This window comes from Streptomyces sp., from assembly GCF_036566765.1.
Lineage (GTDB): Bacteria > Actinomycetota > Actinomycetes > Streptomycetales > Streptomycetaceae > Streptomyces.
Window position 1 is genome coordinate 14,643 of sequence record NZ_DATCVQ010000454.1, and the last position, 16,765, is coordinate 31,407.

At 72.2% G+C, this 16,765-nt stretch carries 17 protein-coding genes and 1 pseudogene; 14 read left to right on the plus strand and 4 right to left on the minus strand.

From position 1 onward, the window contains the following. Positions 1-107: 107 nt before the first annotated feature. Positions 108-914, minus strand: a complete 807-nt coding sequence (locus VIU94_RS26990) for an IclR family transcriptional regulator (RefSeq protein WP_331914994.1) — start codon at positions 912-914, stop codon at positions 108-110. A gap of 255 nt (positions 915-1,169) precedes the next feature. Here VIU94_RS26990 and allB point away from each other — a divergent pair, with 255 nt between their 5' ends. Next, the gene (gene allB / locus VIU94_RS26995) at positions 1,170-2,504 is read left to right on the plus strand and encodes an allantoinase AllB (protein WP_331914996.1); all 1,335 of its coding nucleotides are present in this window, start codon (positions 1,170-1,172) and stop codon (positions 2,502-2,504) included. 3 nt (positions 2,505-2,507) lie between these two features. Next, positions 2,508-3,623: an allantoicase gene (alc, locus tag VIU94_RS27000; protein WP_331914998.1), complete on the plus strand. Its 1,116-nt coding sequence runs from the start codon at positions 2,508-2,510 to the stop codon at positions 3,621-3,623. A gap of 75 nt (positions 3,624-3,698) precedes the next feature. Here the strand turns inward: alc and VIU94_RS27005 are convergent, their stop codons facing one another. Continuing rightward, positions 3,699-4,430, minus strand: coding sequence for an SDR family NAD(P)-dependent oxidoreductase (locus VIU94_RS27005; RefSeq protein WP_331915000.1), 732 nt, complete (start codon positions 4,428-4,430; stop codon positions 3,699-3,701). A 178-nt stretch (positions 4,431-4,608) separates the two neighbouring features. On the opposite strand from VIU94_RS27005, the gene VIU94_RS27010 reads away from it, so the two are divergent. After that, positions 4,609-5,220 carry a dihydrofolate reductase family protein gene (locus VIU94_RS27010; protein WP_331915002.1) on the plus strand — a complete coding sequence of 204 codons (612 nt, stop codon included), beginning with the start codon at positions 4,609-4,611 and terminating at the stop codon, positions 5,218-5,220. A gap of 124 nt (positions 5,221-5,344) precedes the next feature. Beyond that, the gene (locus tag VIU94_RS27015) at positions 5,345-6,271 is read left to right on the plus strand and encodes a DMT family transporter (RefSeq protein ID WP_331915004.1); all 927 of its coding nucleotides are present in this window, start codon (positions 5,345-5,347) and stop codon (positions 6,269-6,271) included. 10 nt (positions 6,272-6,281) lie between these two features. Here the strand turns inward: VIU94_RS27015 and VIU94_RS27020 are convergent, their stop codons facing one another. Then, on the minus strand, positions 6,282-6,503 hold the full coding sequence (locus VIU94_RS27020; protein WP_331915006.1) for a hypothetical protein: 222 nt from the start codon (positions 6,501-6,503) through the stop codon (positions 6,282-6,284). Positions 6,504-6,649: 146 nt separating this feature from the next. Here VIU94_RS27020 and VIU94_RS27025 point away from each other — a divergent pair, with 146 nt between their 5' ends. Genes VIU94_RS27025 through VIU94_RS27035 form a run of 3 tightly spaced genes read left to right on the plus strand, consistent with a single transcriptional unit; the run spans position 6,650 to position 9,735 of the window. Then, positions 6,650-7,861 carry a sensor histidine kinase gene (locus VIU94_RS27025; protein ID WP_331915008.1) on the plus strand — a complete coding sequence of 404 codons (1,212 nt, stop codon included), beginning with the start codon at positions 6,650-6,652 and terminating at the stop codon, positions 7,859-7,861. Next, positions 7,858-8,547 (plus strand): response regulator, encoded by a 690-nt coding sequence (locus VIU94_RS27030; RefSeq protein WP_331915010.1) that lies wholly within the window; start codon positions 7,858-7,860, stop codon positions 8,545-8,547. The genes VIU94_RS27025 and VIU94_RS27030 overlap by 4 nt, the downstream gene beginning before the upstream one ends. Positions 8,548-8,556: 9 nt before the next feature. After that, entirely contained in the window at positions 8,557-9,735 is a 1,179-nt protein-coding gene (locus tag VIU94_RS27035; protein ID WP_331915012.1) for a cytochrome P450 family protein, read from the plus strand. A gap of 17 nt (positions 9,736-9,752) precedes the next feature. Here VIU94_RS27035 and VIU94_RS27040 read toward each other — a convergent pair whose 3' ends face one another. After that, complete coding sequence (locus tag VIU94_RS27040) at positions 9,753-10,751, minus strand: Gfo/Idh/MocA family protein (RefSeq protein WP_331915014.1); 999 nt, start codon at positions 10,749-10,751, stop codon at positions 9,753-9,755. Positions 10,752-10,908: 157 nt separating this feature from the next. Between VIU94_RS27040 and VIU94_RS27045 the strand changes: the two genes are divergently transcribed. From VIU94_RS27045 to VIU94_RS27075, 7 genes and pseudogenes are all read left to right on the plus strand, one after another. Next, complete coding sequence (locus tag VIU94_RS27045) at positions 10,909-11,628, plus strand: GntR family transcriptional regulator (RefSeq protein ID WP_331915024.1); 720 nt, start codon at positions 10,909-10,911, stop codon at positions 11,626-11,628. Between the two features lie 271 nt (positions 11,629-11,899). Next, positions 11,900-12,874 carry a sugar ABC transporter substrate-binding protein gene (locus tag VIU94_RS27050; RefSeq protein ID WP_331915026.1) on the plus strand — a complete coding sequence of 325 codons (975 nt, stop codon included), beginning with the start codon at positions 11,900-11,902 and terminating at the stop codon, positions 12,872-12,874. Beyond that, positions 12,871-13,929 (plus strand): ABC transporter permease, encoded by a 1,059-nt coding sequence (locus VIU94_RS27055; protein WP_331915016.1) that lies wholly within the window; start codon positions 12,871-12,873, stop codon positions 13,927-13,929. The genes VIU94_RS27050 and VIU94_RS27055 overlap by 4 nt, the downstream gene beginning before the upstream one ends. Next, positions 13,896-14,735 carry an ATP-binding cassette domain-containing protein gene (locus tag VIU94_RS27060; protein WP_414721021.1) on the plus strand — a complete coding sequence of 280 codons (840 nt, stop codon included), beginning with the start codon at positions 13,896-13,898 and terminating at the stop codon, positions 14,733-14,735. The genes VIU94_RS27055 and VIU94_RS27060 overlap by 34 nt, the downstream gene beginning before the upstream one ends. 33 nt (positions 14,736-14,768) lie before the next feature. After that, complete coding sequence (locus VIU94_RS27065; protein WP_331915020.1) at positions 14,769-15,941, plus strand: ROK family glucokinase; 1,173 nt, start codon at positions 14,769-14,771, stop codon at positions 15,939-15,941. Then, on the plus strand, positions 15,938-16,522 hold the full coding sequence (locus tag VIU94_RS27070; protein WP_331915022.1) for a hypothetical protein: 585 nt from the start codon (positions 15,938-15,940) through the stop codon (positions 16,520-16,522). The genes VIU94_RS27065 and VIU94_RS27070 overlap by 4 nt, the downstream gene beginning before the upstream one ends. Before the next feature lie 35 nt (positions 16,523-16,557). Then, positions 16,558-16,765 (plus strand): annotated as a pseudogene (locus VIU94_RS27075) (bifunctional 3-oxoadipate enol-lactonase/4-carboxymuconolactone decarboxylase PcaDC); the annotation flags it as partial.

Consider the following 16,765-nt stretch of genomic DNA (forward strand, 5'->3'; position numbering starts at 1 on the left):
GTGGCCCCTGGTACGCGGACGTGGCACCTGATACGCGGACGTGCCCCGTGATACGCGGACGGCGCCGTCCGGGAGACCCGGTCGGCGCCGTCCGCGTGCTCGCCTGATTACGCGCCGTTGTTGCCCGCGGTGTTCGCCAGGGCCGTGGAGAGCTCCTCGGCGACCTGCTGGAGGATCGGGACGATCTTCTCGGTCGCCGCCTCGGTCACCCGGCCCGCCGGGCCGGAGATGGAGATGGCCGCCGCGGTGGGGGAGTTGGGCACCGACACCGCGAGGCAGCGGACTCCTATCTCCTGCTCGTTGTCGTCCACCGCGTACCCGCTCTCGCGGCAGGCCTCGAGGGCGTCGAGGAAGCCCTCCGGCGTGGTGATCGTCTTCTCGGTCGCGGCCGGCATCCCCGTACGGGCGAGCAGCGCGCGGACCTCCTCCGCCGGGGTGTGCGCGAGCAGCGCCTTGCCCACGCCGGTGGAGTGCGGCAGCACCCGGCGGCCGACCTCGGTGAACATGCGCATCGAGTGCTTGGACGGCACCTGCGCGACGTACACGATCTCGTCGCCGTCGAGCAGCGCCATGTTCGCCGTCTCGCCGGTCTCCTCGACGAGCCGGGCCAGGTAGGGGCGGGCCCAGGTGCCGAGCAGCCGGGAGGCGGACTCGCCGAGCCGGATCAGCCGTGGGCCGAGCGCGTACCGGCGGTTCGGCTGCTGGCGCACATAGCCGCAGGCGACCAGGGTGCGCATCAGCCGGTGGATGGTGGGCAGCGGCAGTCCGCTGCTCGCGGAGAGTTCGCTCAGCCCGACCTCGCCCCCCGCGTCGGCCATGCGCTCCAGAAGGTCGAAGGCACGCTCAAGGGACTGGACGCCACCGCTCGCTGCGGGTTTGGCGGCGTCGGTGGTGCTGGCGCTGGACGTCGGCACGTCAACGGTCCTTTCGGGGCAGGCGGGCAAGGCAGCAGCCTACCGGGCCGTCCCTTCTCAGACACGGCCACGGTCCCGGTTACGTTCTACTGTACGAAATCCTTCTTCCACTTCATGGAAACCTCCAAGCCCAGGTCACGCTGGGGTCATGCTTAGAAGTGTGCTCTTGACGCCGTCACGTCCTGAGTGAAGACTCCTTCAACAGTTCGTTGAATTTCTGCTTCGTGGAAAGCAGCTGGAAGAGAAGGGGTACGGGTGGACGTCAACCTGGTCCTGCGCTCGACGCGCGTCATCACCCCCGAGGGCACCCGCGCGGCTTCGATCGCCGTCTCCGGCGGGACGATCGCGGCGGTACTGCCGTACGACGCCGAGGTACCGGCCGGCGCGCGACTGGAGGACCTCGGCGACGACGTCGTGCTCCCCGGTCTCGTGGACACCCACGTCCATGTGAACGACCCCGGCCGCACCGAGTGGGAGGGCTTCTGGACCGCCACCCGCGCGGCCGCCGCCGGCGGCATCACCACCCTGCTCGACATGCCGCTCAACTCGCTGCCGCCGACCACCACGGTCGACCACCTGCGGATCAAGCAGGACGTCGCCCGCACCAAGGCGCACATCGACGTCGGCTTCTGGGGCGGCGCGCTGCCCGACAACGTCAAGGACCTGCGCCCCCTGCACGACGCCGGGGTCTACGGCTTCAAGTGCTTCCTGTCGCCGTCCGGCGTGGACGAGTTCCCGCAGCTCGACCAGGACCAGCTGGCCTCCTCGCTCGCCGAGATCGCCGGCTTCGACGGCCTGATGATCGTGCACGCCGAGGACCCGCACCACCTGGCGGCCGCCCCGCAGAAGAGCGGCATCCGGTACGCGGACTTCCTCGCCTCCCGCCCCCGGGACGCCGAGAACACCGCGATCGAGAACCTGATCAACCAGGCCCGCCGGCTGGGCGCCCGCGTCCACGTCCTGCACCTGTCCTCCTCCGACGCGCTGCCTCTGATCGCCGCCGCCAAGGCCGAGGGCATCAAGATCACCGTCGAGTCGTGCCCGCACTTCCTCACCCTCACGGCCGAGGAGATCCCGGACGGCGCCACCGAGTTCAAGTGCTGCCCGCCCATCCGCGAGGCCTCGAACCAGGACGCGCTGTGGGAGGGCCTGGCGGACGGCACGATCGACTGCATCGTCTCCGACCACTCGCCGTCCACCGCCGACCTGAAGACCCCGGACTTCGCCTCCGCCTGGGGCGGCATCTCCTCCCTCCAGCTCGGCCTGCCGGCCATCTGGACCGAGGCCCGCCGCCGCGGCCACGGCCTGGAGGACGTCGCCCGCTGGATGTCCGAGGCCCCGGCCCGGCTCGCGGGGCTCACCCGCAAGGGCGCCATCGAGGCCGGCCGCGACGCCGACTTCGCGGTGCTCGCGCCCGACGAGACCTTCACCGTCGACCCGGCCGACCTCCAGCACCGCAACCGGGTCACCGCCTACGCGGGCAAGACCCTGCACGGCGTGGTCACCTCCACCTGGCTGCGCGGTGAGCGCATCAACGACCGCGGCTCCCTCGCCGAGCCCTCCGGCCGCCTCCTCGAAAGGAACCACTGACCCGTGACCGGCATACCCTCCTTCACCGGTGACGCCAGCCCCTACGGCGGCGGCGACCCGTACGCGGACTACCGCACCGGGGACTTCCCCTTCACCCAGTACGCCGACCTCGCCGACCGCCGCCTCGGCGCCGGTGTGATCGCCGCGAACGACGAGTTCTTCGCCGAGCGCGAGAACATGCTCAAGCCCGAGGCCGCCGAGTTCGACCCCGAGCACTTCGGCCACAAGGGCAAGATCATGGACGGCTGGGAGACCCGCCGTCGCCGCGGCGTCTCCGCCGCGCAGCCGCACCCGACCGAGGACGACCACGACTGGGCGCTCGTACGCCTGGGCGCGCCCGGCGTGATCCGCGGCATCGTCGTCGACACCGCCCACTTCCGCGGCAACTACCCGCAGGCCGTCTCGGTCGAGGCCGCCTCGGTGGCCGGCTCCCCGTCGCCCGAGGAGCTCCTCGCCGACGACGTGAAGTGGACGACCCTCGTCCCGCGCACCGCCATCGGCGGCCACGCGGCGAACGGCTTCGCCGTCGACGTCGAGCAGCGCTTCACCCACCTGCGGGTCAACCAGCACCCCGACGGCGGCATCGCGCGGCTGCGCGTGCACGGCGAGGTCGCCCCGGACCCGAAGTGGCTGGCCGTGCTCGGCACCTTCGACCTCGCGGCGCTGGAGAACGGCGGCCAGGTCGAGGACGCCTCGGACCGCTTCTACTCCCCGGCCACCAACACCATCCAGCCGGGCCGGTCCCGCAAGATGGACGACGGCTGGGAGACCCGCCGCCGCCGCGACAAGGGCAACGACTGGATCCGCTACTCCCTGGCGGCCGAGTCCGAGATCCGCGCGGTCGAGATCGACACGGCGTACCTCAAGGGCAACAGCGCCGGCTGGGCCGCCCTGTCCGTGGCCGCCGAGGGCTCCGAGGACTGGACCGAGATCCTGCCCCGGACCCGCCTCCAGCCCGACACCAACCACCGCTTCGTGCTCGACACGCCGGCGGTCGGCTCCCGGGTCCGGATCGACATCTACCCCGACGGCGGCATCTCCCGCCTCCGCCTCTTCGGCTCCCTGACCGGCGAGGGCACGGCGCGGCTGACCGCGCGCCACCAGGAACTGGGCGGGTAACGACACCCCTCCCGGCACGCGAGGACGCACCGGCCCGACAGCACCGGTGCGTCCTCGCGCCTCTTTCTCCCGCGGTCAGGCGGCGTGGCCGCCGTCGACCGCGAACTCGGCGCCCGTCACGTACGCCGCGTCCGGGCCGGCCAGGAACGCCACCATCGCCGCGACCTCCTCGGCCCGCCCGAAGCGGCCGAGCGCCGTCATGGCCGACTGCCCTTCCGCGTACGGGCCGTCCGCCGGGTTCATGTCGGTGTCGATCGGGCCCGGGTGCACGATGCTCGCGGTGATGCCGCGGCCGCCGAGCTCCCGCGCCAGCGCCTTCGTCAGGCCGATCAGCGCGGCCTTGCTCGTCGCGTACAGCGTGCCGCCCGGGCCGGGGACCCGCTGGGTCATGCACGTGCCGACGGTGACGATCCGGCCCCCGGACTCCATCCGCGCGGCCGCCGCCTGCGAGGCGAGGAACGCGGCCCGCACGTTCACCGCGAGCACCCGGTCCACGTCCGCCAGGGTCAGCGACTCCAGCGGGCCGAGCAGCCCGACGCCGACGTTGTTCACCAGCACGTCCAGGCCGCCGAGGGCGTCCGCGGCCCAGTCGACCGCGCCGGCCGCGTCGCCGGCGTCCGCCGAGTCCGCCCGCAGGGCCAGCCCGCGCCGGCCCGCCGCCTCGACGCCCCGGACGACCTCCTGGGCCGCCTCCTTGTCCTGTACGTAGGTGAACGCGACGTCGGCGCCCTCCCGGGCCATCCGCAGCGCCGTGGCCGCGCCCATGCCCCGGCTGCCGCCCGTGACCAGAACCTTCTTGCCGTTCATCCCGGATCCTCCGCAAAAGTATCGGTAGTGGTTGCGGGTTCAAGGAAACGCGGAACGGGGGCGGGGCGCTGGCGGGAAACGGACGCGGAGCCGGGGGCGCCGACGGCCGATGACTTTCGCCGAACTGTGGAGTCGAACCTTCTGAGACACGATGGACCGGAAGAGAAAGGCAACCACGATGGGCACCCTCAGCCTCACCCAGTTCCTCTCCCTCGACGGCGTCCACCAGGCCCCCGGCGGCCCGGACGAGGACACCAGCGGCGGCTTCGGTCAGGGCGGCTGGACCGTCCCGTACGCCGACGAGGACTTCATGAGCTTCGTCAACACGGTCTTCCAGCACCCCACGGCGTTCCTGCTCGGCCGCCGCACGTACGAGATCTTCGCCGGGTACTGGCCCCAACACGAGACCCCGGGCGACCCGGTCTCCACGAAGCTGAACGCCCTGCCCAAGTACGTCGCCTCGAACACCCTGACCGAGGCGGACTGGTCCGGCACCACGATCCTCAGCGGCGACGTGATCAAAGAGGTCGCCGCGCTGAAGGAGCGCACCGACGGCGAGATCCAGATGCACGGCAGCGCGGGGCTCGCGCAGTCCCTGCTGGCGCACGACCTGATCGACACGATGCATCTGCATGTCTTCCCGGTCGTCCTCGGCGAGGGCCGCCGACTGTTCGCCGACGGCGCCCGGCCGACCGCCTTCCGGCTCACCGGCCTCCGCGCCACGGCCTCCGGCATCGCCATCCACACGTACGAGCTGGCCGGCCGCCCCGAGTACGGCAGCTACGGGTGACGCGGCCACGCGGGATCCAGCCGTCAATGATGTAGCCACCACGGATGTCTCCCGGGTACGGTGATCCTCCGCGTGCGAGCCGTCGAAGTCTCCACCCCTCACCGAGACTTGGAGCCGGCCCACCGTGTCCTCGATCGCCGCATCCGTACCCCTGCCCGCGCCGCGCCGGGCCTGGCTCACCGACCTTCCGGTGCTGCTCGTCGCCGTTGTCTGGGGTGCGAGCTACCTCGCCGCCAAGGGCATCACCACCACGCACACCGTCGTCGCCGTCCTGGTGCTGCGCTTCGCGGTGGTGCTGCCCGTGCTGGTCGTGGCGGGATGGCGACGGCTGCGGGCGCTGAGCCCGGCACAGTGGCGCGGCGCGGGCGTGCTCGGCCTCGTCCTGAGCGGGATCTTCCTCCTGGAGACGTACGGGGTCGTGCACACCTCGGCCACCAACGCCGGGCTCATCATCAGCCTCACGATGATCCTCACCCCGCTCGCCGAGGCGGCCGTCACCAGGACCCCGCCGCCGCGGGCCTTTCTCGCGGCGGCGGCCCTCTCCGTCACGGGTGTGGTGCTGCTGACCCAGGGCGGCGGCTTCACCGCGCCCTCCCTCGGCGACCTGCTGATGCTGCTCGCGGCGATCGCCCGTACCGTCCACGTCCTGGCGATGTCCCGGATCAAGGCCGTCCAGAGCGCCGACTCGCTCTCCCTCACCACCGTCCAGCTCGGCGGCGCCGTCGCGGTCTTCGCGCTGCTGTCCGCCCTCCCCGGCACCGGCGCCTCGCCCTGGGCGGTGGCGGTCGGCTTCGGCCCACGCGAATGGGCCGGACTGCTCTTTCTCTCGGTCTTCTGCACGCTGATCGCGTTCTTCGTGCAGATGTGGGCCGTCCGCCGCACCTCCCCCTCCCGCGTCAGCCTCCTCCTCGGCACCGAACCCCTCTGGGCCGCGGCCGCCGGCATCACTCTGGCCGGCGACCGCCTCGGCCCCCTGGGCCTGGCCGGCGTGGTCCTGGTCCTCGCCGGAACGGCCTGGGGCCGCCGCGCGGCGGAACGCACCGACGCGTAGCCGGCCGCGGTCAGGCCTTCCGTACCCGGTCCGAGATGATCATGATGACCAGGCCGAGGACCGCGAGGACGATGTTCGCGAAGAGGGCGCGGTCCTCCAGGAACCAGATGTTCTCGGTCAGGAAGCGGGTGAAGCCCATGAAGCGGAACCAGCCGTCGGTCAGTTCGCGGATGACGCCGCACACGCCTGCCGCCAGGGTCAGGAAGCCCACGATCTCAAGGAGTTTCTTCATGGGCCGATCATGATCCGCACGGCGGTGGGGTCGCGTCGGCCGGAGGGACCGGGTGCCTCGACCGAAGTAGCCGATCGCGCGACTTTGGTAGCCGGGCGGGGCCCGATGACCGGTCGGACCCCTCTCACCTGCGTACGTTGGACCGTATGACACGTACGGACCGCCTCGCCTGGCTGCTGCCCTCGGCCATGGCCGACGTCCCTGCGGAAGGGGCGGGGCGGCCGCGGCGGACCGTGCGGGACTGGGTCGTCGACAGCACGATGTTCCTGCTCGCCGCCTTCGTCGGGCTGCTCGCCTCCGAGACCAGCGCCAAGTACAACAGCGAGGCCGTGGTGCTCGCCGACCAGCTCCTGGGCGCCGCGGCCGTCTGCGCTCTGTGGCTGCGCCGGCGCTGGCCGGCCGGGCTCGCCGTGGCGCTGTCGCTCGTCAGCGTCGTCGCGCCGGTCGCCGGCGGAGCCATGCTGGCGAGCCTGTTCAGCCTGGCCGTGCGCAGGCCGTTCCGCGAGGTCGCCTGGATCGGGGCGATCGCCGCCGCCGCCTCCGTGGTGCAGGTCTTCATCCGGCCCGATCCCGAGACGGGGACCCTGTTGTCCATCGGTATCGGCTTCGTGCTGATCCTGCTGGTCACCGCCTGGGGCATGCTCGTCCGCTCCCGGCGCAAGCTCGTCGAGGCGCTGCGCGAGCGCGCCCGGCGCGCCGAGGCCGAGGCCGAGCTGCGCGCCGAGCAGGCCCAGCGGCTGGCCCGCGAGGCGATCGCCCGCGAGATGCACGACGTGCTGGCCCACCGGCTCACCCTGCTCAGCGTGCACGCCGGCGCCCTGGAGTTCCGGCCCGACGCCCCGCCCGAGCAGGTCGCCCGCGCCGCCGGGGTCATCCGGGACAGCGCCCACGAGGCCCTGCAGGACCTCCGCGAGATCATCGGCGTGCTGCGCGCGCCCGGCGAGGGCGGCGAGGAGAACCGGCCGCAGCCCACCCTGGAGACCCTGGACGCGCTGATCGACGAGTCCCGGCAGGCCGGCATGAAGGTCGTCCTCGACTCCGACCTGGACGAGCCGGCCGGCGTCCCCGTCGCCACCGGCCGCACCGTCTACCGCATCGCCCAGGAGGGCCTGACCAATGCCCGCAAGCACGCCCCCGGCGCCGAGGTCACCGTCACCGTGCGCGGCCGGCGCGGCGACGGACTCACCGTCGACGTCGCCAACCCGGCCCCGGACGGCCCCGTCCCGCCCGTCCCCGGATCTGGTCAGGGCCTCATCGGGCTCACCGAACGGGCCACGCTCGCCGGTGGCCGGATGACGCACGGACCGGCCCCCGACGGCGGCTTTGCCCTGCACGCCTGGCTACCGTGGCCCGCATGACCATCCGGCTGCTGATCGTCGACGACGACCCCCTGGTCCGCGCGGGCCTCTCCTTCATGCTCGGCGGCGCCGAGGACATCCAGATCGTCGGCGAGGGGACCGACGGCCGCGAGGTCCCCGAACTCGTCGACCGCCTCGTCCCCGACGTCGTCCTCATGGACATCCGGATGCCGCACGTCGACGGGCTGACCGCCACCGAGCGGCTGCGCGCCCTCCCCGGCGCCCCCGAGGTCGTCGTGCTCACCACCTTCCACGCCGACGAGCAGGTGCTGCGCGCCCTGCGCGCGGGCGCCGCCGGCTTCGTCCTCAAGGACACCCCGCCCGCCGAGATCGTCGCCGCTGTGCGTCGGGTCGCGGTCGGCGACCCGGTCCTCTCCCCGGCGGTCACCCGCCAGTTGATGACCCATGTCGCCGACCGGCCCGACCGCGAGGAGTCGCCGGAGCAGGCCCGCCGCACCGTCGCCGCCGGGCGACTCGCCGAACTCGCCGAGCGGGAACGGGAGGTGGCCCTCGCGGTCGGCCGCGGCGGGTCCAACGCCGAGATCGCCGCCGCCTTGTACATGAGCGTGCCGACCGTGAAGACCCACGTCTCGCGGATTCTGGCCAAACTGGGCCTCAACAACCGCGTCCAGATCGCGCTCCTGGTGCACGATGCCGGGCTGTCAGAGGGCGACGACCACGTCTAAGCTCGGACGATGTCCGTCATCGATCTGGGGGAGTACGGCGCGGACTTCACCGCGAATCCCTATCCGTACTACGCGAAACTGCGCGAGACCGGTCCCGTCCACCGCGTGCTCACGCCCGACGGGGCCACGGTCTGGCTCGTCGTCGGCCACGAGGAGGCCCGGGCCGCGCTCGCCGACCCGAGGCTCTCCAAGTCGCCGTCCGTGATCGGCCTCACCATGCTCGACGAGCAGGTCGTCGGGCCCAACCTGCTGGTCCTCGACCCGCCCGACCACACCCGTCTGCGCCGCCTGGTCGCCGGGGAGTTCACCGGCCGGCGCGTCGAGGCGCTGCGCCCCCGCATCCAGCGGCTCACCGACGACCTCGTCGACGCCATGGCCCCGGCCGGGCGCGCCGACCTCGTCGACGCCCTTGCCTTCCCGCTGCCCATCACCGTCATCTGCGAGCTGCTCGGCGTCCCGGCGGCCGACCACGACACCTTCCGCCGCTGGTCGAACGAGATCGTCTCGCCGAGCGGCGCGACTCCCGAAGCGGAGGCGATCGAGGGCTTCGCCACGTACCTCGACGAACTCGTCGAGGACAAGCGGGCGTCCGGTCCCGCCGACGATCTGCTGTCCGCGCTGGTCGCCGCCCGCACCGAGGACGGCGACCGGCTCTCGCTGCCCGAACTGCGGGGCCTCGCCTATCTGTTGCTGGTCGCGGGCCACGAGACCACCGTCAACCTCATAGCCAACGCGGTACGCGCGCTGCTCACCCACCCCGACCAACTCGCCGCCCTCCGCGCCGATCCCGGGCTGCTCGACGGGACGGTCGAGGAGGCGCTTCGCTGGGAGGGCCCGGTGGAGACGGCCACGTACCGGTTCAGCCGGGAGCCCGTCACGCTCGGAGCGACGGTGATCCCCGCGTACGAGCCGGTCCTGGTCTCGCTCGCCTCCGGCGACCGCGACCCCGAGCGCTTCCCCGACCCGGACCGCTTCGACATCACGCGCGACCCGCGCGGGCACCTCGCCTTCGGCCACGGCGTCCACTACTGCCTGGGCGCCCCGTTGGCCCGGCTGGAGGCGGGCATCGCGCTCCGGACGGTGCTCGACCGCTTCCCCCGCCTCGAACTGGATGCCGAGCCAGGGGCGTTGGACTGGATCACCGGCATGCTGATGCGCGGGACCCGTCGCCTTCCGGTCCGGTGGTGAGGCCGTGAGCGACCCGTTCAGCCGACCTCGTCGAGCCTGACCGGGCGGCGCTCGCGCCGCGAGCGCTCGCAGGCCTCCGCGATCCGCAGGGCCTCCAGCGCCTCGCGGCCGTCGCACGGGTTGGCCGCCTCGCCGCGGACCAGGCGGACGAAGGCGGCCAGTTCGGCCTCGTACGCCGGGGCGAACCGTTCCAGGAAGCCCGGCCAGGGCTTGTCGGCGGGCTCGGCGGCGTGCGGCTCGACGGACGCGAGCGGCGTGCGGCCGTCCAGGCCGACCGCGATCTGGTCGAGCTCGCCGGCCAGCTCCATCCGTACGTCGTACCCGGCGCCGTTGCACCGGGTCGCCGTCGCCGTCGCCAGCGTCCCGTCGTCCAGGGTGAGCACGGCCGCCGCGGTGTCCACGTCGCCGGCCTCGCGGAACATCGCAGGCCCGGCGTCGGAGCCGGTCGCGTACACCTCGACGACCTCGCGGCCGGTGACCCAGCGCAGCGCGTCGAAGTCGTGCACCAGGCAGTCCCGGAACAGGCCGCCGGACAGCGGCAGGTACGCGGCGGGGGGCGGGGCCGGGTCGGAGGTGACGGCCCGCACGGTGTGCAGCCGGCCGAGGCGTCCGGTCCGTACCGCCTCGCGGGCGGCGCGGTAGCCGGCGTCGAAGCGGCGCATGAAGCCGAGCTGGAGCTCGGTGCCGGCCTCCTCGGCGGCGCGCAGCGCGCCGAGCGTGCCGGGCAGGTCGAGCGCGATCGGCTTCTCGCAGAAGGCGGGCAGGCCCGCGCCGGCGGCGCGCACGATCAGCTCGGCGTGCGCGGCGGTCGCGGAGGCGATGACGACGGCGTCCAGGGCGTGGTCGAAGAGCGCGTCGACGGTCGGCGCGGCCTGCGCGCCGATGGCGCCCCCGACCTCGGCGGCCCGGACGGGCACGGCGTCCGCCACGATCAGCGACTCGACCTCCGGATGGCGGGCGAGCACGCCCGCGTGGAAGGCCCCGATACGTCCCGTTCCGATCAGTCCGATGCGCATGGCCCCAAGGTGGTGGCGGACGGTCCGGCTGTCAAGAGTTTGTCCGGACAATCGGACTTCACGACTTCCCGTCATGATGCCCGGCGACTACGCTCGGGCCGTGTCCAAGCAGCCGCCCCCCTCGTCCGCCTCGTCCACCAAGGACCTGCGTCTCTCGGTGGACCGTACGAGCCCCGTACCGCTCTACTTCCAGCTCTCCCAGCAGCTGGAGGCGGCGATCGAGAACGGGGCCCTGACCCCGGGCAGCCTGCTCGGCAACGAGATCGAGCTGGCTGCGCGGCTGGGTCTGTCCCGCCCCACCGTCCGCCAGGCCATCCAGTCCCTGGTCGACAAGGGCCTGCTGGTCCGCCGCCGGGGCGTCGGCACCCAGGTCGTGCACAGCCAGGTCAAGCGCCCGCTGGAGCTGACCAGCCTGTACGACGACCTGGAGGCGGCCGGCCAGCGGCCCGCGACCCTGGTCCTGGCCAACCGGATCGAGCCCGCCACCGCGAAGGTCGCCGCTGCCCTCGGCGTACCCGAGGGCAGCGATGTGCGCTACGTCGAGCGGCTGCGCTGCGCGCACGACGAGCCGATGGCCCGGTTGCGCAACCACCTTCCGGCCGGCCTGCTCGACCTGGACGGCGAGACCCTCCGGGCCACCGGCCTGTACCGGCTGATGCGCGGCGCGGGGATCACCCTGCACAGCGCGCGGCAGACCGTCGGCGCGCGCTCCGCCACCCCGGCCGAGGCCGAGCTGCTCGGCGAGCAGCCGGGCGCGCCGCTGCTCACCATGGAGCGCACCACCTTCGACGACACCGGCCGCGCGGTGGAGTTCGGCTCGCACGTCTACCGGGCCTCGCGCTACTCCTTCGACTTCCAGCTCCTGGTCCGGCCGTAGCGGCGGTCGCACCAAGGGCCGTCAGAATGTTCTGACAAACTCATTGACGGGTCCGCGTCAGGGCGCATAGAACCGGAGCGTGGCGCGGCACCCCCCGCCGCGCCGGTGGCGAAACGCCATGACCGATACTTCACTGCACGCAACGTGCACGCAGCAGGACAAGTGGGACAGCGGGACATCAGGAGGGTGCGGCGTCGTGACCAAGGCTCGGACAGGGGCGAGGGCAGGGGCTCGGACAGGTCGGGCAGGAGTACGCGCCTTCGGCGCGGTCCTGGCGGCGACGGTGCTCGCGGCCGGACTGGCCGGGTGCAGCAGCACCGGCGGCAAGCGGGCCGAGGACGCCCGGAAGGCCGCCGCCGCCCAGGGCAGGGCGGCCGTGGACACGCCCCGGTGGACCTTCGCGATGGTCACCCACTCCGGCGACGGCGACACCTTCTGGGACATCGTCCAGAGCGGCGCCAAGCAGGCCGCCGTCAAGGACAACATCAACTTCCTGTACGCGCACAGCGACGAGGCTCAGCAGCAGGCCCAGCTGATCGACTCGTACGTCGCCAAGAAGGTCGACGGGCTGATCGTCACCCTCGCCAAGCCCGACGCCATGAAGGCCGCCGTCGAGCGGGCCGTCAAGGCCGGCATCCCGGTGATCACCGTGAACTCGGGCTCGGAGGTCTCGAAGGCCTACGGCGCGCTCACCCACATCGGCCAGGACGAGACCGTCGCCGGCGAGGCCGTCGGCGAGGAGCTCGACCGGCGCACCAAGAAGAAGGCCCTGTGCGTCCTGCACGAGCAGGGCAACGTCGGCCACGAGCAGCGCTGCTCCGGGGTGAAGAAGACCTTCGGCGGCGAGCTGCAGAACCTGTACGTCGACGGCACCAACATGCCCGACGTCCAGGCGTCCATCGAGGCCAAGCTCCAGGCCGACCCGGCGATCGACTCCGTCGTCACCCTCGGCGCGCCCTTCGCCGACGCCGCCGTCCAGGCGAAGAAGACCGCAGGCAGCAAGGCCGAGATCGACACCTTCGACCTCAACCCCAAGGTCGCCACCGGCCTGCAGTCCGGCGCCCTCGGCTTCGCCGTCGACCAGCAGCCCTACCTCCAGGGCTACGAGGCGATCGACCTGCTCTGGCTGTACCGCTACAACGCCGACGTCCTCGGCGGCGGCAAGCCGGTCCTCACCGGCCCGCAGATCGTGACCGAGGACAACGCCGCGGCCCTGCTCGACTACACCGAGCGGGGCACCCGATGACGACCGCCGCACCGCCCGCACCCGACCCCGTCGACCATGTCGACGAACGGCTGCTGCGCACCTCGCGACTGAAGAAGCTGCTCGCCCGCCCCGAGCTCGGCTCGGTCGTCGGCGCGCTCGCCGTCTTCGTGTTCTTCTCGCTGGTCGCCGACAGCTTCCTGCGCGCCTCCAGCCTGGGCACCGTGCTGTACGCGGCCTCGACCATCGGCATCATGGCCGTGCCGGTGGCGCTGCTGATGATCGGCGGCGAGTTCGACCTGTCGGCTGGCGTCCTGGTGACGACCTCCGCGCTGGTCTCGTCGATGTTCAGCTACCAGATGACCGCGAACGTCTGGGTCGGCGTCGGCGTCTCGCTCCTGGTCACCCTCGCCGTCGGCGCGTTCAACGGCCTCATGCTGACCCGCACCAAGCTGCCGAGCTTCATCATCACGCTCGGCACCTTCCTGATGCTGACCGGCCTGAATCTCGGCCTCACCAAGCTGATCAGCGGGACCGTCTCCACCAAGACCATCGCCGACATGGAGGGCTTCTCCTCCGCCAAGGCGCTGTTCGCTTCGCAGCTCACCGTCGGCGGCGTCGACCTCAAGGTGACCATCCTGTGGTGGTTCGGCCTGGTCGCCCTCGCCACCTGGATCCTGCTGCGCACCCGCTTCGGCAACTGGATCTTCGCCGTCGGCGGCGGCGCGGACGCCGCACGCGCGGTCGGCGTCCCGGTCTTCAAGACCAAGATCGGCCTGTACCTGGGCGTGGCCTTCAGCGCCTGGATCTCCGGCCAGCACCTGCTCTTCTCGTTCGACGTCGTGCAGTCCGGCGAGGGCGTCGGCAACGAGCTGATCTACATCATCGCCGCGGTCATCGGCGGCTGTCTGATCACCGGCGGCTACGGCTCCGCGATCGGCTCCGCCGTCGGCGCGATCATCTTCGGCATGACCAGCAAGGGCATCGTCTTCGCCGAGTGGAACCCGGACTGGTTCACGTTCTTCCTCGGCGCGATGCTGCTGCTCGCGACCCTCCTGAACGCCTGGATCCGCAAGAGGGTGGAGGCCACCAAGTGACGACCCCGGCGACGGCTCCGGCGGCGACCCCGCTCGTCGAGCTCGACGACGTCAGCAAGTACTACGGCAACATCCGCGCCCTCGAAGGGGTCTCCCTGGAGGTCCGTGCGGGCGAGATCACCTGTGTTCTCGGCGACAACGGCGCGGGCAAGTCCACCCTCATCAAGATCGTTGCGGGGCTGCACCGGCACGACGCCGGAACCTTCCGGATCGAGGGCGAGGAGATCGCCCTGAGCAACCCCCGCGAGGCCCTCGACCTCGGCATCGCCACCGTCTACCAGGACCTCGCCGTCGTCCCCCTCATGCCTGTCTGGCGGAACTTCTTCCTCGGCTCCGAGCCCACCAAGGGCGCCGGCCCCTTCAAGCGCCTCGACGTCGAGAAGATGCGCGAGACCACCCGCGCCGAGCTGCTCCGCATGGGCATCGACCTGCGCGACGTCGACCAGCCCATCGGCACCCTGTCGGGCGGGGAGCGGCAGTGCGTCGCCATCGCCCGGGCGGTCCACTTCGGCGCGAAGGTGCTGGTCCTCGACGAGCCGACCGCCGCCCTCGGCGTCAAGCAGTCCGGCGTCGTCCTGAAGTACGTCGCGGCCGCCCGCGACGCCGGGCTCGGCGTGGTCCTGATCACCCACAACCCGCACCACGCCCACCTCGTCGGCGACCGGTTCGTGCTGCTCAAGCGCGGAACCATGGTCGGCAGCCACACCCGCGACTCCATCACCCTGGACGAGCTGACCCGCCAGATGGCCGGCGGCACCGAGCTGGAGGACCTTCGCCACGAGCTGGAGCGCTCCGCGTCCTCGTAACCGCTTCGGGCCGCACCTGGCAGAATCGAAACGATGAGTACGTACCGCGACCCCGCCCTCGGCGCCGCGCGAGCCACCGTCCTGCGGACCGTCGGCACCCGTGAGCGGCGCTCGCACCTCAGCGCACCCCGCGTACCCACCGTCGGCATCGACATCGGCGGTACGAAGGTGATGGCCGGGGTCGTCGACGCGGACGGCAACATCCTGGAGAAGATCAAGACCGAGACGCCCGACAAGTCGAAGAGCGCCAAGGTCGTCGAGGACACCATCACCGAACTCGTCCTCGACCTCTCCGACCGGCACGACGTGCATGCCGTCGGCATCGGCGCCGCCGGCTGGGTCGACGCCGACCGCGCCCGGGTGCTCTTCGCCCCCCACCTTGCCTGGCGCAACGAGCCCCTGCGGGACGCGCTCCAGGACCGGCTCGCCGTCCCCGTCATGGTCGACAACGACGCCAACACCGCCGCCTGGGCCGAATGGCGCTTCGGCGCCGGCCGCGGCGAGGACCACCTCGTCATGATCACGCTCGGCACCGGCATCGGCGGCGCGATCCTGGAGGACGGCCGGGTCAAGCGCGGCAAGTACGGCGTCGCCGGAGAGTTCGGTCACATGCAGGTCGTCCCCGGCGGACACCGCTGCCCCTGCGGCAACCGCGGCTGCTGGGAGCAGTACAGCTCCGGCAACGCGCTGGTCCGCGAGGCCCGCGAGCTGGCCGCCGCCGACTCGCCGGTCGCCCACAACATCATCGAGCGGGTCAAGGGCGAGGTCTCCGACATCACCGGCCCGCTCATCACCGAGCTGGCCCGCGAGGGCGACGCCATGTGCGTCGAGCTGCTGCAGGACATCGGCCAGTGGCTCGGCGTCGGCATCGCCAACCTCGCCGCCGCCCTCGACCCGTCCTGCTTCGTCATCGGCGGCGGCGTCAGCGCCGCCGACGACCTGCTCATCGGCCCCGCCCGGGACGCCTTCCGCCGCCACCTCACCGGCCGCGGCTACCGACCCGAGGCCCGGATCGCCAAGGCCCAGCTCGGCCCCGAGGCCGGCATGGTCGGCGCCGCCGACCTCGCCCGGCTGGTGGCCCGCCGCTTCCGGCGCGCCAACCGTCGCCGCGTCGAGCGGCACGAGCGGTACGAGCGCTACGCCCAGGCCCTCCGCAACGGCGGCAACGGCCGCATCTCCCGCACAACCCAGGAACCCCCCTCATGACCGCCTCGACCGTCCCGCCCCAGCCCACCTCCCGCGAGGAGGACCCCCGGCCCCCCGAGGACCGGCGGCACATGCTGCGCCGCCGTTGGCTGACCGCCATCGTGATCGTGCTGCTCATCGGCATCCCGGCCGGCTACCTCGTGATCTCCGCCGAGCAGAGCCGCAGCAGCGGCCTCGACAAGGAGCGCGAGTCCTCGTCGACCGGACTGCGGGACAGCTGGCCGTCCCAGATGAAGCGCCGCGTCTTCGAGGTCCCGATCCCGACCGGGGCCGCGGACGTCGCGTACTTCGAGACCAGCAACTGGAAGTCGAGCCGGCTGTACGTGCAGTTCACCACCTCTGCCGGTCGGCTGGACGAGTTCCTGCTCAAGGTCGGCTCCAGCCGCTCCGACCTGCGCGACGGCGAGGTCGGCATCAGCGACCGCGACGCGGGCATCGCCGGCTGGAACTTCGTCGAGGGCCAGGAGTGGACCAGCACGAGCGTGGACCGGCCCCGGCCCCGGCCCGACCAGGACATCACCATCGACATGACGGACCCGGCGATGCCCCGCGTGTACGTCGTGTCCACGACCGCTCCCTGACCCCCTGACAGGTCCCGTCCGCCCCGCTCACTACATTGGAGCGAGTGAGTGAGACGCAGACGCCCCCTACCCCAGAGCAGCCGACGACCCCGCAGGCTCCCCAGGAGCCGCAGGGACCGCAGCCCCTCCAGTACCGCAGCGACGGCCCCGAGGACGCCCCCGTCCTCGTGCTCGGGCCCTCGCTGGGCACCACCTGGCACATGTGGGACCGGCAGATACCCGAACTCGCGCGCCACTGGCGGG

What these genes read in the sequence shown, in the direction of transcription:
- VIU94_RS27005 (WP_331915000.1), bottom strand. Translation starts at nt 4,430, where the DNA reads ATGAACGGCAAGAAGGTTCTGGTCACGGGCGGCAGCCGGGGCATGGGC.
- VIU94_RS27010 (WP_331915002.1), top strand. Translation starts at nt 4,609, where the DNA reads ATGGGCACCCTCAGCCTCACCCAGTTCCTCTCCCTCGACGGCGTCCAC.
- VIU94_RS27020 (WP_331915006.1), bottom strand. Translation starts at nt 6,503, where the DNA reads ATGAAGAAACTCCTTGAGATCGTGGGCTTCCTGACCCTGGCGGCAGGC.
- VIU94_RS27025 (WP_331915008.1), top strand. Translation starts at nt 6,650, where the DNA reads ATGACACGTACGGACCGCCTCGCCTGGCTGCTGCCCTCGGCCATGGCC.
- VIU94_RS27030 (WP_331915010.1), top strand. Translation starts at nt 7,858, where the DNA reads ATGACCATCCGGCTGCTGATCGTCGACGACGACCCCCTGGTCCGCGCG.
- VIU94_RS27035 (WP_331915012.1), top strand. Translation starts at nt 8,557, where the DNA reads ATGTCCGTCATCGATCTGGGGGAGTACGGCGCGGACTTCACCGCGAAT.
- VIU94_RS27040 (WP_331915014.1), bottom strand. Translation starts at nt 10,751, where the DNA reads ATGCGCATCGGACTGATCGGAACGGGACGTATCGGGGCCTTCCACGCG.
- VIU94_RS27055 (WP_331915016.1), top strand. Translation starts at nt 12,871, where the DNA reads ATGACGACCGCCGCACCGCCCGCACCCGACCCCGTCGACCATGTCGAC.
- VIU94_RS27065 (WP_331915020.1), top strand. Translation starts at nt 14,769, where the DNA reads ATGAGTACGTACCGCGACCCCGCCCTCGGCGCCGCGCGAGCCACCGTC.
- VIU94_RS27070 (WP_331915022.1), top strand. Translation starts at nt 15,938, where the DNA reads ATGACCGCCTCGACCGTCCCGCCCCAGCCCACCTCCCGCGAGGAGGAC.